At 69.9% G+C, this 13,979-nt stretch carries 14 protein-coding genes and 1 pseudogene; 3 read left to right on the plus strand and 12 right to left on the minus strand.

Annotated elements, in window-relative coordinates:
- The first annotated feature begins 80 nt into the window (after window positions 1-80).
- On the plus strand, window positions 81-2,585 hold the full coding sequence (locus ACFV9C_RS00175) for a hypothetical protein (protein WP_380189323.1): 2,505 nt from the start codon (window positions 81-83) through the stop codon (window positions 2,583-2,585).
- On the opposite strand, the gene ACFV9C_RS00180 is transcribed toward ACFV9C_RS00175, so the two are convergent.
- Window positions 2,558-2,947 (minus strand): hypothetical protein, encoded by a 390-nt coding sequence (locus ACFV9C_RS00180; protein ID WP_380189325.1) that lies wholly within the window; start codon window positions 2,945-2,947, stop codon window positions 2,558-2,560. The two genes, ACFV9C_RS00175 and ACFV9C_RS00180, sit on opposite strands and share 28 nt — an antisense overlap.
- A 101-nt stretch (window positions 2,948-3,048) precedes the next feature.
- Here ACFV9C_RS00180 and ACFV9C_RS00185 point away from each other — a divergent pair, with 101 nt between their 5' ends.
- Window positions 3,049-5,508: a polysaccharide lyase family 8 super-sandwich domain-containing protein gene (locus tag ACFV9C_RS00185; RefSeq protein WP_380189327.1), complete on the plus strand. Its 2,460-nt coding sequence runs from the start codon at window positions 3,049-3,051 to the stop codon at window positions 5,506-5,508.
- Here the strand turns inward: ACFV9C_RS00185 and ACFV9C_RS00190 are convergent.
- The 10 genes and pseudogenes from ACFV9C_RS00190 to ACFV9C_RS00235 all read right to left on the minus strand — a co-directional run bounded on the left by ACFV9C_RS00190 (window position 5,486) and on the right by ACFV9C_RS00235 (window position 12,300).
- A complete protein-coding gene (locus ACFV9C_RS00190) occupies window positions 5,486-5,974 on the minus strand; it encodes a MarR family winged helix-turn-helix transcriptional regulator (RefSeq protein WP_380189329.1) in 489 nt (162 codons plus the stop codon). The two genes, ACFV9C_RS00185 and ACFV9C_RS00190, sit on opposite strands and share 23 nt — an antisense overlap.
- A complete protein-coding gene (locus ACFV9C_RS00195) occupies window positions 5,971-6,570 on the minus strand; it encodes a DJ-1/PfpI family protein (protein WP_380189331.1) in 600 nt (199 codons plus the stop codon). Before ACFV9C_RS00195 ends, ACFV9C_RS00190 begins: the two co-directional genes overlap by 4 nt.
- A gap of 16 nt (window positions 6,571-6,586) precedes the next feature.
- Entirely contained in the window at window positions 6,587-7,180 is a 594-nt protein-coding gene (locus tag ACFV9C_RS00200) for a DNA glycosylase AlkZ-like family protein (protein WP_380189333.1), read from the minus strand.
- Between the two features lie 47 nt (window positions 7,181-7,227).
- Window positions 7,228-7,341, minus strand: a pseudogene (locus ACFV9C_RS00205) (hypothetical protein); the annotation flags it as partial.
- Between the two features lie 71 nt (window positions 7,342-7,412).
- Window positions 7,413-7,802 carry a type II toxin-antitoxin system VapC family toxin gene (locus ACFV9C_RS00210; protein ID WP_380189335.1) on the minus strand — a complete coding sequence of 130 codons (390 nt, stop codon included), beginning with the start codon at window positions 7,800-7,802 and terminating at the stop codon, window positions 7,413-7,415.
- Window positions 7,802-8,035, minus strand: a complete 234-nt coding sequence (locus ACFV9C_RS00215; protein ID WP_380189337.1) for a hypothetical protein — start codon at window positions 8,033-8,035, stop codon at window positions 7,802-7,804. The genes ACFV9C_RS00210 and ACFV9C_RS00215 overlap by 1 nt, the downstream gene beginning before the upstream one ends.
- 329 nt (window positions 8,036-8,364) lie before the next feature.
- Entirely contained in the window at window positions 8,365-9,510 is a 1,146-nt protein-coding gene (locus tag ACFV9C_RS00220; protein ID WP_380189339.1) for an MFS transporter, read from the minus strand.
- Window positions 9,507-10,523 carry a MerR family transcriptional regulator gene (locus ACFV9C_RS00225; protein WP_380189341.1) on the minus strand — a complete coding sequence of 339 codons (1,017 nt, stop codon included), beginning with the start codon at window positions 10,521-10,523 and terminating at the stop codon, window positions 9,507-9,509. Before ACFV9C_RS00225 ends, ACFV9C_RS00220 begins: the two co-directional genes overlap by 4 nt.
- A gap of 91 nt (window positions 10,524-10,614) precedes the next feature.
- A complete protein-coding gene (locus ACFV9C_RS00230; RefSeq protein ID WP_380189343.1) occupies window positions 10,615-11,133 on the minus strand; it encodes an AAA family ATPase in 519 nt (172 codons plus the stop codon).
- Between the two features lie 15 nt (window positions 11,134-11,148).
- Window positions 11,149-12,300 carry an anhydro-N-acetylmuramic acid kinase gene (locus tag ACFV9C_RS00235; protein ID WP_380189345.1) on the minus strand — a complete coding sequence of 384 codons (1,152 nt, stop codon included), beginning with the start codon at window positions 12,298-12,300 and terminating at the stop codon, window positions 11,149-11,151.
- A gap of 199 nt (window positions 12,301-12,499) precedes the next feature.
- Here ACFV9C_RS00235 and ACFV9C_RS00240 point away from each other — a divergent pair, with 199 nt between their 5' ends.
- Entirely contained in the window at window positions 12,500-13,399 is a 900-nt protein-coding gene (locus tag ACFV9C_RS00240; protein ID WP_380189347.1) for an endo-beta-N-acetylglucosaminidase H, read from the plus strand.
- Here the strand turns inward: ACFV9C_RS00240 and ACFV9C_RS00245 are convergent.
- Complete coding sequence (locus ACFV9C_RS00245) at window positions 13,387-13,905, minus strand: histidine phosphatase family protein (protein ID WP_380189349.1); 519 nt, start codon at window positions 13,903-13,905, stop codon at window positions 13,387-13,389. The two genes, ACFV9C_RS00240 and ACFV9C_RS00245, sit on opposite strands and share 13 nt — an antisense overlap.
- Window positions 13,906-13,979 lie beyond the last annotated feature (74 nt).

Genomic DNA, 13,979 nt, shown 5'->3' on the forward strand with positions numbered 1-13,979 from the left:
GAGGGCGGTCCGGACCGCGATCCCGCCGTCCGGCTGCACCCGTCCGTGGCCGGGCTCGTCGTACCAACGGGAGCCTCCTCATGCGTTTCGCCCGCATCACCCTGGGCCTGCTGCTGGCACTGTCAGGCCTGGTGGCCACCGTCGCCGGGGCCGTCGCGGCCTTCTGGCTGGTCGGCCCGGACAACACGATCACGACCCCGCAGCGCGAGCTCGCCGGCAAAGGCCTCGCCCTGGTCAGTTCGCCGGAGCTGCTCGACCGGCACGGCCCGACGCTGCACGTCAGCGTGTCGGGCGACAAGCCGCTGTTCGTTGGCGTCGCCCAGGATCTCGACGTCCGCGACTACCTCGCCGGGGTTGCGCACACGCAGGTGACCCGGTTCGGTCTGCCGGCCACGTTCGGCACCGAGGAGGTGCGTGGCCGCACCAACAAGCTGACGCCGCCGGGCGAGCTGGACTGGTGGGTCGCGCAGTCCGCAGCCGGTGCGCAGTCCCTCAGCTGGCCGGTCCAGGACGGGCGGTACGACGTCGTCGTGATGAACGCGGACGGTACGCCGGCGGTCGGCGCGCAGGTCACGTTCGGCCTCCAGGTGCACCGGCTGTTCGGCCTCTGCCTGCTGGTGCTCGGGGCCGGTGTGCTGGCGCTGGCGTTCGGCGTGGCGCTGCTGCGTCGCCGCCGCCCGGCGCGGGACGAGGTCAGCGACACCCGGGAGATCCCGGTCATCAACACTCGTATCCCGGCGCTGGCCTCCGCCGAGCTGGCGGAGTACGACGAGGAACTCGGCCCGGCGTACCGCGTCTCCCCCTTCCACCCCGACCGAGTGAGCCCCTTCGCTCCCCTCCCGGAACAGGAGGAGGAGCCGGCCGAGGTAGAGCCCGCAGCCGAGCCAACCGCCCTACCCACTCCGGCGGCAACCACCACGGCCGCATCCGCTACCACCGCGACCGCTGCCGGATCCACCCCCACCGGCGCTGCCGCATCCACCACCACCGCGAGCGCTGCCGGATCCACGCCCACCGGCGCTGCCGCATCCACCGCCTCCGCCGAGGCCGGGGCGCCCATCCCCGCCACCGGGAGCGCCAACTCCACCCCCGCCAGGGCTGCGGCGTCCACCTCCACCTCCGGGAGCGCCAGCGCCGCCACCGCAGGGGCTGCCGCGTCCACCTCCGCCACCGGGGCTGCCGCGTCCGCCGCTTCCGCGGCTGGTCCGGCGCGGCTGCAGCCTGTTGTCGCGCGGAGTGCGCCGGCGGTTCCGGCGGCGCCGATGTTCATGTCCGCCGCCGCGGTCCAGCGGGCGAAGGCCCCCGTGCTGATCGGCGCCGGAGCGCGACACGAGGAGCCGCCGTACGGCGGGAACGGCGACGCCGCAGCCCGGTACGACGAGCCGGCACGGCCGGAACGGGCCGGCGCCGGGGCGCGGCACGAGCGGTCGGTGTCTGGCGGGCAGGGTGGCGCGGCGAATTCGTCCCGGGGTGGGGAGTCGCCGTACGGCGAGCAGGTTGGCGGGCGGTCGGCCGCGCGGATGGCGAAGGCGGCGCGGGTGGATGAGGAGATCGTTCCGTTGGCGGAGTCGCCCGAGTATGTGAAGAGTGACGAGGCGGTGCGGCGGACCGCGGCGCTGCTCGCCAGTGGTGCGTTGTTGCTGACGACAACGAGTTGTGGACTCTTGCCGCCGAAGAACAGCCTGACCGTGCCGGACGCTCGCCCGGCGGTCACGCTCGCCGACGCGCAGGCCGTGGTCCAGCGGTACAACCAGCTCAACAACCAGGCGAACCGGACCCGCGACAGCAAGATCTCCGCGACGATCGAGGGCAACCCGACGCTCGCGCAGACCCAGGCGGGCTTCGCGATCGGCCGGAAGCTCGACGCGGCCGGCAAGGAGGTGCCGAAGCCGTTCAGCTACACGAACCCGCAGATCGGCGCCCCGCAGTTCGCGTCGTACCCGATGCGGTTCGTGGTCAGCTCCGGCGTCTCGGACGCCCCGGGCAGCCGCCAGCTCGGCGTCTGGCAGCGGCAGAACGCGGGCGCCCCGTGGCTGCTGACGCGCTCGGTCTACCCGGCCAAGACGACCCCGGTCCCGTCCCTCGACGGTCTGCGTACGCCGGACACCGCCGACCTCAACCTCCTCCGCGCGCAGCCGGACGCCGTCGCGAAGGACCTCGCGGCGTACCTGACCGGCGGCGTGAAGGCCCCGCAGGCGAAGTCCTTCGCGGCCTCGCCGAGCCTGAAGAGCCTGCTCGACCTGCGCGCGAAGACGGCGGCCTCCGACACCGCCGAGCCGTACATCGCGAGCGTCAACGACGCGTTCCTGCCGTCCGGTACGCCGCTGTCGTTCATCACCTCGAACGGCGACGCGCTGGTGTTCCTGTCGCTCACCGAGCAGTACCTGCAGCGCGTCGAGCCGGGCTCGAACGCGTACTGGACCAGCGGCGAGGCGACCGCGTTCAGCAGGATGGTCAAGTACACGCAGAGCCTGCACCAGGACTACCTGCACCAGGTCGCGCTGGTGATCCCGACGAAGGAGTCCGGCAAGCAGGTCCAGGTGCTGTCGGTCGATCCTCAGCTGGTCGGCGCCGGCGGCGTCTGACGACCGCGCGGGAGCAGCCACCGCCACCGTGGCTGCTCCGTCACAACGCAGGCGGCCGCGAGGACGCTGACCACTACCGCGACGGCGGTCGGCCAGGCGAACCATGCGGCCACCACCGCCGCGGTCAACTGCAGCAGGACCAGCAGGATGGTGACGACGCCGGGCACCGGCACAACGACGCGCTCCTTGTCACCGGGGGTCTGGAGGACCGTCGGCAGCCCGATCAGCACGACGACCGAGCCGATCGCGAGCGGGATCGAATGTGGCGCCAGCGCCCACGGAGCGCCGATCCAGGCAGCCAGCTCGGTGGCGAACCGGAGAGCGGCGGCGGCGCGGCTGTCCGGCGAGGTCTGCGAGCTCACAGCGGAACGATGCCACATCGTTGAGCCGTCAGTATTGCTGAAGGATAGTTCCGGCTGATTGACTTCCACGGTTAGGTTTTCCCATCCGCCCGGGAGTACCAGTGGAGCTCACTCGCCGCCGCCTGCTGTCCTTCGTCCCCGCCACCGCGCTGCTGACCGCCGTACGGCCTGCCTCGACCGCGCAGGCCGCGCAGGCCGCGCAGGCCGCCGAGCCGAACGTGCTGCTCGCGAACATGATCGCGATCTACGCCGGTACGGCGGAGTCGAACGCGCGCCCCGAAGTCGCCGCGAAGGTCGCCGCGATCGACAGCACCGCCCGTACCTGGCTGTCGGCCCTCGGCCGCGCCGGCACCGGCGAACTGTTCGCGGGCCTCCCGCTCGGGACCAGCGACCCGAACCTGAGCTCGTCGTACCAGCACCTGTACGAGATCGCGCTCGCCTACCGCCGCCCGGGCGGCGCCGCCGACCTGCAGACCGCGGCCGTCCGCGACAAGATCGTGAACGGCCTGGTCTGGCTGCACGACAACTACTACGGCGACCAGTCCAAGGGGTACTACGGCAACTGGTTCACCTGGGAGATCGGCATCTCGACGTTCGTGTCGAAGACGCTCGCGCTGGTCGACGCGCCGGCCGACCTGATCACGACGTACGTCGCCTCCATGGACGCGTACCTGCGGAACGGGAAGGACGGCGACGTCGACCTCGACTCGCGCTTCCACACCGGCGCGAACCTCGTCGACATCACCGCGAACCGGGTACTCCAGGGCGCGCTGCTGACCGACGACGCCCGGATCCGGAAGGCGCTGCAGGACCAGTTCACGGTGTTCGCGACCGTCGACCCGTACAACCTTCAGCACGGCGTGACGGACGGGTATTACGCGGACGGCTCGTTCATCCAGCACGCGTCGGTCGCGTACACGGGTTCGTACGGGAAGGGCCTGCTCAGCCGCGTCGTACAGACGATCAAGGTGCTGGCGGGAACGGAGTACGCGCAGAGCGACGACCTGGTCGGCGTGGTGCAGGGCTGGGTCGAGCACGGGTTCGCGCCGCTGATCTTCGAGGGCTGGATGATGGAGATCGTCAAGGGCCGCGCGGTGTCCCGGACGGCCACCGGGTACGACGACGTCGCGGTCGTCGTGGAGGCGATCGTCGATCTCGCGGACTACGCCACCGCGGCGGATGCCCAGCGATTGAAGGCGTTCGCGAAGTTCACCGCGCGGCCGACGATCAACGTGAACAGCTTCGTGTCGCCGGTCAGCGTCGGGCGGTTCGCGGACCTCAAGGCGGACGCGTCGATCGTGCCCGCCGACCTCAACCCGGCGGAGCTCAGTACGGCGTTCAACGCGATGGACCGGACCGTGCACCGCCGGCCGGGGTACGCGTTCGCGCTGGCGCGGAACTCGTCGCGGATCAGCAAGTACGAGTACATGAGCGGGGAGAACCTGCTGCCCTGGTTCCAGGGCGACGGCGCGCACTACCTGTACCTGTCGGGGCAGGACCAGACGCAGGCGTTCGGCATCGACTACTTCACCACGGTGTCGCCGTACGCGCTGGGCGGCGTGACCGCGCCGGTCGAGACGCGCAAGTCGGTGCCGGAGCTGTACGGGACGGCGTACTACGACAACGCGGCGGCGGGCTTCACCGCGTCGTCGGAGTCGCAGAACACCTACGTGTACTTCCCGGTCGGGACGAACACGTACTCCGGCGGCGCGACGCTCGACGCGTACGGCGCGGCCGGGTGGGTGCAGTCGGACGACTTCGCGTACGCGTCGCGGGACACGCTGCCCTCGGACTTCGTGGACTACAAGAATGCGTCGGCGACCAAGTCGTGGTTCCTCCTCGACGACGAGATCGTCGTACTCGCCGCCGGCGTCGGCGACGACACCCGGTCGGTCACGACGACGCTCGACACCCGGATCGCGTCCGCCACCGCGCCGGTGAACGTCGCGCGGTCGTCGCGGTGGTTGCGGTACACCGACGGAACCGTTGCTGTCGGCTACTACCTGTTGCAGGCGGCGGACGTCTCGGCGCGGGTGGAGACGGTGACGCGGAGCCGTCGCGTCGTGCGTACGTCGAACCCGGACACCGCGATCACCAAGCAGGTCTTCAGTTTGAGTTACGCCCAACCGGCCGGCCGCAAGCGCAGCCTCGCCTACGCATTGGTGCCCAACGCAACAGAATCGGCGCTGAACTCGTACCAGCACGGACGTCTCACGCTGCTCGCCAACACGACCAGGCTCCAGGCCCTCCAGCACAACGGCCTCCGCCTGACCGCCGCCAACGCCTTCGGCCCCGGTCTGCACCACCTCCCGGGGATCACGGTCGACGGTCCGGCCTCTGTGCTCGTCCGTCGTCAAGCACAGACCGTGCAGTTGGCCGTCTCCGACCCGACGACACAGCGCGACAGCATCACCGTCACGCTGCAAGCGCAGTACCTAAAGCCCGCGGCCCCAGCCCAAGGAGTGCAGGTAACCCGCACCGCGACAGGCACCAGGTTGACCTTCAGTACCCGCCACACCTACGGGGCGAGCATCTGCGTCAAGCTTCTTCCAGCCTGGTGATCAAGGCCTGCATCGTCCGCAACGTCGTCCGGAGATCGTCGATGTCGACGGTCTCCGCGACCTCCGAGGTCCACGGGTGCTGCGCCACCGCGATCTGCCGGATCGCGTAGTACCCGGCCTCGGTACAGGCGAGCAGCTTCGCCCGCCGGTGCGCCGGGTTCGGCCGGTACTCCGCCAGTCCGCGCTCCACCAGCAGGTCCGCGATCCGCTGCACGCCCTGCCGGCTCACGCCCATGATCCGCCCGACATCGGCCACCGAATGCGGCTCCCGCAGTACACCGCCGAGCACCTGCCACCACGCCGCCGTGAGCCCGCCATGAGCGGCCAGGCCCTGCGCGGCCTCCATCAGTCGCGCGTTCAGCCGGAAGGTGGCGAGTACGACGTCCGTGAACGCCGCACCACCTTCCGACTGCGGGCCTGGCGTCGGCCACTCGTCGCGCGGCGGCGTCTCGTCCTTGCGGGTCATCCCACCAGCGTCGCGTAGGCGGCCGGGTCCGCACGGTGGAACACGCCCTCGTACGCCTCCCGCTTCCGCTCGTCCGCCAGCCCGAGCCGCTCCAGCACCGCCCGCGCGAACTGCACCGGCGAGTCCGGCCCGGCCGTGACCAGGTCCCCACCGATCACCGCACGCGCGTCGACGTACCCGTCCGCGCCCTGATACCCGGTCGCCTCCAGGTACTCCTTCGCCGCACTCGTGTGTTTCCGCCCATCCAGCAGCCCGGCCCGCGCCAGCCCCGCCGTCGCACCACAGATCGCCGCCACCGGTACACCGTCATCCAGGAACCGCGCCGCCAACTTCGCGAACGCCTCCCCACCCCCGTTGTCCCACTGCCCCGACCCGGCCAGCACCAACAGATCCCCCGCATCCGGCTCCACGTCCGCGATCGTCACCTCCGGCACGACCCGCATCCCACCCATCGTGACCACCGCCTCGAGCGACTCCCCCACCGTCACCACCCGCCACGGCTCCCCGGTAAACCGCCCGATCCGCAACTCGACCACAAGATGCCCGATCTCCCAGTCCGCCAACGTCTCGTACACCGCCACATATGCCGTCTTCATAGACAACATACTGTCATCACGACAGCATATTGTCAATGCTTCGATACCAGTCCCGGAAGCGCTCGAACTCGGCCGACAGCGGGCCGTCCGGGAGCCGATCCGGCGGATGCTGCCACGAGCCGGCCACCTGCCCACGGCTGACCACCGAGCCGTGCATCCGCCCAGCCGGGTTCGGGATCAACCGCCGCCGCGCCTCGGCCAGCGGACCTTCCTTGTGCGCGAAGAACACGTTGTCGTACTCCGCCAGCACGAAGTCCTCCGGTACGCCGAACTCCCGGTGCGCCACGTCGTACTCCGGCTTACGCGCCGTACCACCGGACACCTCCGCCACCGACGTCAGGCTGCTCGCCAGACCGGTCAACCCCGTCGCGTACGAGACGTCCGCGGCCGTCGACGGACCGAACGCCCGGAGGTGCGCACCGAGCAGGTCGGGCAGTCCTTCCTCCGCCTTCGCGAGCTCGTCCGGGATCACCGACTCGGCCAGGACGTATCGCGTGCGCCCCGGATTCCACACCGTCGAATCCGCGACCTGCACCACCGGCACCAGCATCCGCACCGCGAACCTGAGCTGCCTACTGTCCTGCTGCTCCGGAAACCGCGCACTCGCCACGCGACATACTGCCGCCGCGTCACCAGATGCACGGTCCCCCGCAGCAAATTCGCCTTCACCAACTTGTACGACCGCAACAACCCGTCCAAGTCGTCCTGCTGAAACCCCCGAACCCGGCCCCACAACCCCACCGAAGGTCCCCTGGGCGTCTGAGCATTCATCCCAGCCACCTGTTCCACCACCTCGAGGACCCCACCGATCCCCCGGTCGAACCCCTGCCGCACAAATGGGCTCACGAGGGCACGTCGACCGTCAGGCCGGCGGCACGGGCAGCGTCGGCGAGGCGTTTGTCGTAGGTGACGAACGAGGTGAGCGGATGGATGCGCAGCGCCGTCGCCAGGTGGATCGCGTCCAGGCTCCGCACCGTCGCGGGCCGGACGGTCTGGGCGATGATCCTGCTGCCGGCATCCAGTTCGCGGAGCTCGATCAGATCCAGGACACGCGGCAGCCGCAGCACCGCTTCGGGCGCATGCCGGGCGAGCGCGCGGAAGGATTCGATCTCGGCGAGCACCGAACTGACCCACGCGGTCTCGGCCCGCTCGTCCAGCCAGTCGCGCAGCGCGGCCGACTCGGCCTCGGCGTGCACCAGCTTCACGATCGCCGCCGAGTCGAGGTAGATCATCAGCGCTCGCCGTCCCGCTCCCGGGACAGCTCCGCGCCGACATCGACGCCGTCGGGCTCACCGATCGGCATCCGCAGTACCGCGCGTCGCATCTCGGCGGCGCGCTCCCGGCGGAGCGCCGCCTCGAGCACCGCCTGCCGGATCACCGCCGACCGCGAGCTTCCGTCGTGCGTCAGCACCGCCAGCGCATGCTCGGTCTCCGCGTCGCTTCGAATGGTGATGGTGTCGGCCATACCATCAGTGTAAGACGAAGTGTCTTACCTGACCAGGAAATCCGGGTGTCTGTCGACCGGGCGGCCGGGAAGGTGGAGGGATGGGTGTTCTTCGCGGAACTGGTGGTGGATCCGCGGTGGGTGGCGTTGGGGTATGACGATGGCGGGTTGGTGGGGTACGCGGCGGTGCAGGACCACGGGACGCATTTGCGCGGTGGAGTGGGCCTCGACGCGGGTGCGGTATCTGGAGTGGCAGGCGCATCACGAGCGGTCGGCGCCGTTCTACGAAGCGCTCGGGTATCGCGGGGAGCCTTGTCCACAGCCGGAGTATCCGACGTTCGCGATCGACTTCAGAGCCTCAGCAGCATGAGGCCGGCCAGGGCGGTTGCGGTGGCGGCTAGGGGGAGGGCGTGGTGTACGTCGAGGGTCGCGAGGAGGTTGGTGGAGGCGATCAGCGGCAGGGTCTGCACCAAGGACAGCAGGGATTGGAGGCGGGTGAGGTGGGATTTCGGCGTACTGCGGACGAAGACCGGTGCCAGGTGGGATGTGAAGAGGCCTACGCCGAGGCCCTGTAGGAGGGTTGCGGCGACGGCGAGTGGGACTGAGGGTGCCAGCGTGAGGGTCGAGATGCCTGCGGCGGCGAGTAGGCAGCCGATGCCACCGGCCAATCCAGCGCGTGCGAACGTGCCGAAGCGGGCTACCAGGACGGTGACCAGCAAGCTTCCACAAACGTTGCCTGCGACAACAAAGCCTGCTTGGCCGGCCGTCCAGCCGTGGGCGCGGGCGAGGAGCGGGACGCAGAGTGAGGTCACCGGGAGGACGAACGCCGCGACCAGCCCGACGACTCCGAGGATCATCCGCAGTACCGGATCCGCGATCGCCACCCGCAGTCCGTCCAGCGCGGCGCGTACAACGGACGGGCGGCCGGGCTGCGGAGGTACGTCGTACGGTGGTCTCAACGTCAAGAGAACAAGGAACTGTACGGCGAAGGTCGCGCCGTCGAGGGTCAGTGCGCCGACCAGTCCGACCGTGGCGACGAGCAGGCCGCTGAGTGGTCCGCCGGCGAGCGTGATGACCTGGGCGGCCGACGTACGCAGAGCCATTGCTCGCGGCAACTGATCGTCCGGGACGAACAGGCGCGGCAGTACGCCGGATGCCGGCAAGGCGAACGCGTCGACGGTGCCGACCGTGATCGACGTCGCCAGGAGTACGCCGGCCGACACACCGCGCATTCCCACGACGAGGGCGAGCAGGAAGCAGCACGTGCCGACGATCGCGGTGCAGATCAGCAGCAGGCGGCGCGGGCCGATGCGGTCGCCGAGGACGCCGCCGAGCAGGAGCAGTACGGCGCGCGGCAGGGTGAACCCGGTCAGGACGAGCGCGGCGACCCGCGGGCCGATGCCTGTCGCCGCCCAGCCGAGCGCGAAGAACAGGGCGGAGTCGCCGAGTACCGAGAGGGTGGAGCCTGCCAGCCAGCCGTAGTACGACCGATTCACCCGTCCAGCCGGACGGGCATCACCAAGGTGGTGAACGTGCCCTGGTCGGCCGACCGTACGACGACCGGGCGGGACGGGTCGCCGATCTCCAGCAGTACGTCGGGGCCGACGCTCGCCTCCAGTGCCGCGGTCAGCAGGCTCGCGGTGAACCCGACCCGGGCGGTGCCGGTGCCGATCACGTCGAGTTGCACCTCGTCGCCGATCCGCAGTACTTCGGGATCGATGTCGAAGGCAACAATCTCACGTCCGGCGAGCACGTCCAGCAATCGCAGGCGGTCCACCACCACGCGGCAGGTCGGCGGCGCCAGGCCTTCGAGGATCTGCTGGTACGCCGGATACTCCGCGTCGACGGTCTCCAACTCGCGCGACTCGTCCCCTCGTACCAGGACCAGCCCGCCGTCCACCTCCATCCGTACGACGTCCCCCGCCGCGACCCACCTGCTCACCGCGGCCAGGTCGGCGGCCCGCACCAGCACCCGCCCGCTCACCCCACCGAACTCCACCGGCCGCACACTCCGCACCGCCAGCCGATACCGATCAGTCGCCACAAACACCACCTCATCCGGCGAGAACTCCACCAACACACAACTCAACACCAACCCCAACTCACCCTCGTCGTCCGAAGCGGTGGCGGGGGTTACCTGGCGGATGGCGCTGGAGAGTTCGGGGCCGCCGAGGGTGGCGGTGGTGTGGTGGGAGAGGAGCTGGGTGAGGAGGCGGGTGGCTGCCTCCTGGGTGGCGGTGGACTTGGCTTGGAGGGTGCGGAGGTGGGCTCGAATGAGGTCGGCGACCTCGGCGGGTGGGGCGTCCAGGGCTTGGCGGACGTCCGGTAGCGGTAGGTCGATCTCGCGGAGGTCGCGGAGCAGGCGGGCGCGGTCGGCCTGCGACGGGTCGTAGTACCGGTAGCCGTTGGTCGCGTCGACCTCGGCGGGTGGGAGCAGGCCGCAGTCGTCGTAGAACCGCAGCGCACTTGGCGCCAGCCCCACCAGCCGCGCGAACTCACTGATCGTCATGCCCTGGACCCTCACCCCTGCACCAACTCGAAGGTCAACCCGCCTCTGCGGAAACAATCCGGCACCAGCTGCGGAAGAAGTTCCGCAGAGGTCAACTCCGGAGCCGGCTCCACAGGCTGAGGGTCTTCCCGAAGCGCTCGCCGCGGATCCAGTCCAGGATCCCCTTCGCGCACCGCTCCGGGTTCACGTCCGACAGCACCGACCGCGGCACGTACTTCCGCAGCTCGGCCGCGTCCGCGACCGCCTCCTCGATCTGCACCGCCGGCCACCCCCGCGCGGCCAGCCGCTTCCGGCGTACGGCGTCCGGGCAGTCCAGGTGCAGCCATCGTCCCTCCGGCAGCTCGGACGGCAGCCCCGGGGTGAGCAGCAGCACCGGGATCCCGGAGCGCCGGATCAGCTCGGTGATCCGCAGCCACAGCGCGTTGTACGCCGGCCAGATCGGCGCCGCCGTCGGGCTCGCGATCGAGATGCCGAGCAGCCGGCCGTTGTCGTCCAGCAACTCGTCCATGTCCATCACGACCAGATTGCCCGGGTTGAGCCGGACCAGCTCGGGCACAACCGTCGACTTCCCCGCACCGGGCGCACCGGTCACCACGAACAACCTCGTCACAGTCCTAGTGTGCGGTCATTCGACCAGAAGCCGCAGGGGAGGTCGTGCCTCGCCCGAAATCGTCGGCAGTCCGCTCGGTCCCGGAGTCACCGATCCGAGCACGCTCGCGTGCCGCGCGCCGGTACAACTGGGCACCGTCCCGCCCAGCCCGTGCACGGTCAGGAACCCGAGTACGGCGAACGCGTACGCCTCCTTCGCCGCCGACGGCATGCCCAGCTCGTCCGTGGTCCGGACCGGAATCTCCAGCTCGTCCGCGAGCAGATGCATCAGCACCGGGTTCCGGATCCCACCGCCCGACGCCACCACCTCGGTCCCGCCGTACCGCCGTACCGCGTCGGCGACCGTCCGCGCGGTCAGCGTCGTCACCGTGGCGACGAGATCCTCGGCCGGGATGACCGGCAGCCCTTCAAGTGCGTGGGCGACGTACGCGAGGTTGAAGAGCTCCTTGCCGGTCGACTTCGGCGCCGGGCGTCCGTAGTACGGCTCGGCCAGCAGCCGGTCGAGCAGCTCGAGATGTACCTGCCCGCGCGCCGCCATCACCCCGTCGGCGTCGAACGGCTGCCCGGTCAGCTCGGTCACCACCGCATCGATCAGCGCGTTCGCCGGGCCGGTGTCGAACGCGACCGGGTCGCCGTGGACGACCGTGATGTTCGCGATCCCGCCGAGGTTCAGCGCCACCGGTACGCCGGGCCGCCCGCGCAGCCACAGTACGTCGATGATGCTGACGAGCGGCGCCCCCTGACCGCCCGCGGCGACGTCCCGCGCCCGCAGGTCCGACACCACCGGTACGCCGGTCGCCTCCGCGATCCAGGCGGGCTGCCCGAGCTGCAGCGTGCCCCGGACCGCGCCGTCGTCGACCCAGTGGAACATCGTCTGCCCGTGCGACACGATCAGGTCCGCGTACCCGCCGCAGAGCTGCTCGACCGCCTGCCGCGCGACCGCCGCGAACGCCTGCCCGATCCCGGTGTCGAGCTGGCAGACCTGCTCCATCGTGGTCGGCGCCGGCGGCAACGCGGCCGCGACCGCCGCGCGGAGCTCGTCCGGGTACGGCTGGCTGAGCATCCCCAGCGGTGTCAGTACGAGCTGGTCCCCGTCCAGCCGCAGATCCGCGGCAGCGGCGTCGATCGCGTCGTACGACGTCCCGGACATCAGTCCGATCACTCGCATGTCACTCCCGTCGGTGGCCGGTCGCAACCTCCAGTCTCGGTCATCAGCGCCGGGTCTTGACAGCCGGTGATCACGGATTGATGATCAGTGACGCTATACCGGTTTATCTCCACCGACCGCGCGGCCAGTCGGGCGGGTGGTGAGAGCTACTTAACCGTTATAGCAATACCGCCCACCGTGACGAGGAGTCGATCAGCTCATGAAGCGAAGGACCCTGTTGTCAGCCCTGGCCGCCGGTACCGCCGCGGCCGCGACCGGTGCCGCACTGCCGGCCGATGCCGCCGGCAAACGCCGCCCGCGCGCGAAGACCGGACCGGTGACCGTCGCCTACATCGAGGTCAACGACCACAGCATGCTGAACGCCGGCAAGTACACGCTCGCGAACGGCGGCGCCCAGGTGGTCGACGTCGCGGTGATCTTCGCCGCGAACATCAACTACGACGGCACCAAGGCGTACCTGTCGTTCAACCAGCAGGTCCAGAGCGTGCTCGACAACGTCGCCACCCAGGTCCGCCCACTGCAGGCGAAGGGCATCAAGGTGCTGCTGTCGATCCTCGGCAACCACCAGGGCGCCGGCTTCGCGAACTTCCCGGACCAGGCGTCCGCGGACGCGTTCGCGCAGCAACTCGCGGACGCCGTCAACCAGTACGGACTGGACGGCATCGACTTCGACGACGAGTACGCGGAGTACGGCAACAACGGCACCGGCCAGCCGAACGACTTCTCGTTCGTGTACCTGGTCCAGGCGCTCCGCGCGAAGCTGCCGAACAAGCTGATCACGCTGTACGACATCGGCCCGGCCGCGGACCGCCTGACCTACAACGGCCAGAGCATCGTCGAGACGTTCGACTACGGCTGGAACCCGTACTACGGCAGCTGGTCGGTCCCCAGCGCACCGAGCGAGAAGTCCCGGGTCTCCCCCGCCGCCGTCTCGTACACCGCGACCAGCTCGTCCACCGCGGCAAGCCTCGCCCAGCGCACGGTCAGCGGAGGGTACGGCGTGTTCCTCACGTACAACCTGACCGAGTCGGACACGTCGTCGTACATGTCCGCGTTCACCCAGAAGCTCTACGGCAGCAACACCGTCTACAACGCGTAAGTCCAGCCGGGCTGCCAGTCGAACGGCGCCTCGATCAGCTCTTCCATCGGTCGCCCGCTCCCCAGCAGATGCTCCAGCGCCCATCTGTTGGCGGAGTGGGCAACCACGAGGACGGTTGCCGCGTCGTACCACTGCTTCACGTCCGCAAGGAACGAACGGGTCAGGCCGACGACGTCGGCGTACGACTGACCGCCCGGAAACGGGTTCCGGACGCGCTCGACCCTGGGGGCGAGCGCGTCCACCGGCGCTCCGTTGAGCTCGCCGTAGTTGCACTCGCGCAGCCGCCAGTCCTGCAAATGCGGCGCGCTCAGCCCCGCCAGCTCGACGGTCTCCACGGCTCGGCGCAGATCCGAACTGAACACCACGTCGACGTCCCGCCGCCGCTCGCCCAGCTCTCCCGCGAGCCGCCGTCCCTCGGCGGACAGCTCCCCCGGCAGCCATCCGGTCGCGAACCCTCGCTCGTTGTCGACGGTGATCGAGTGCGTCTCGTATATCAGCCTGGTCACAGGTCACAGCAAACCCCCTTTGCCCTCATTACCGACGGGTATATACTTAAGTTACTCGTGAGTAAGGGAGCCTC

The organism is Kribbella sp. NPDC059898, from assembly GCF_042730855.1.
Taxonomy (GTDB): Bacteria; Actinomycetota; Actinomycetes; order Propionibacteriales; family Kribbellaceae; genus Kribbella.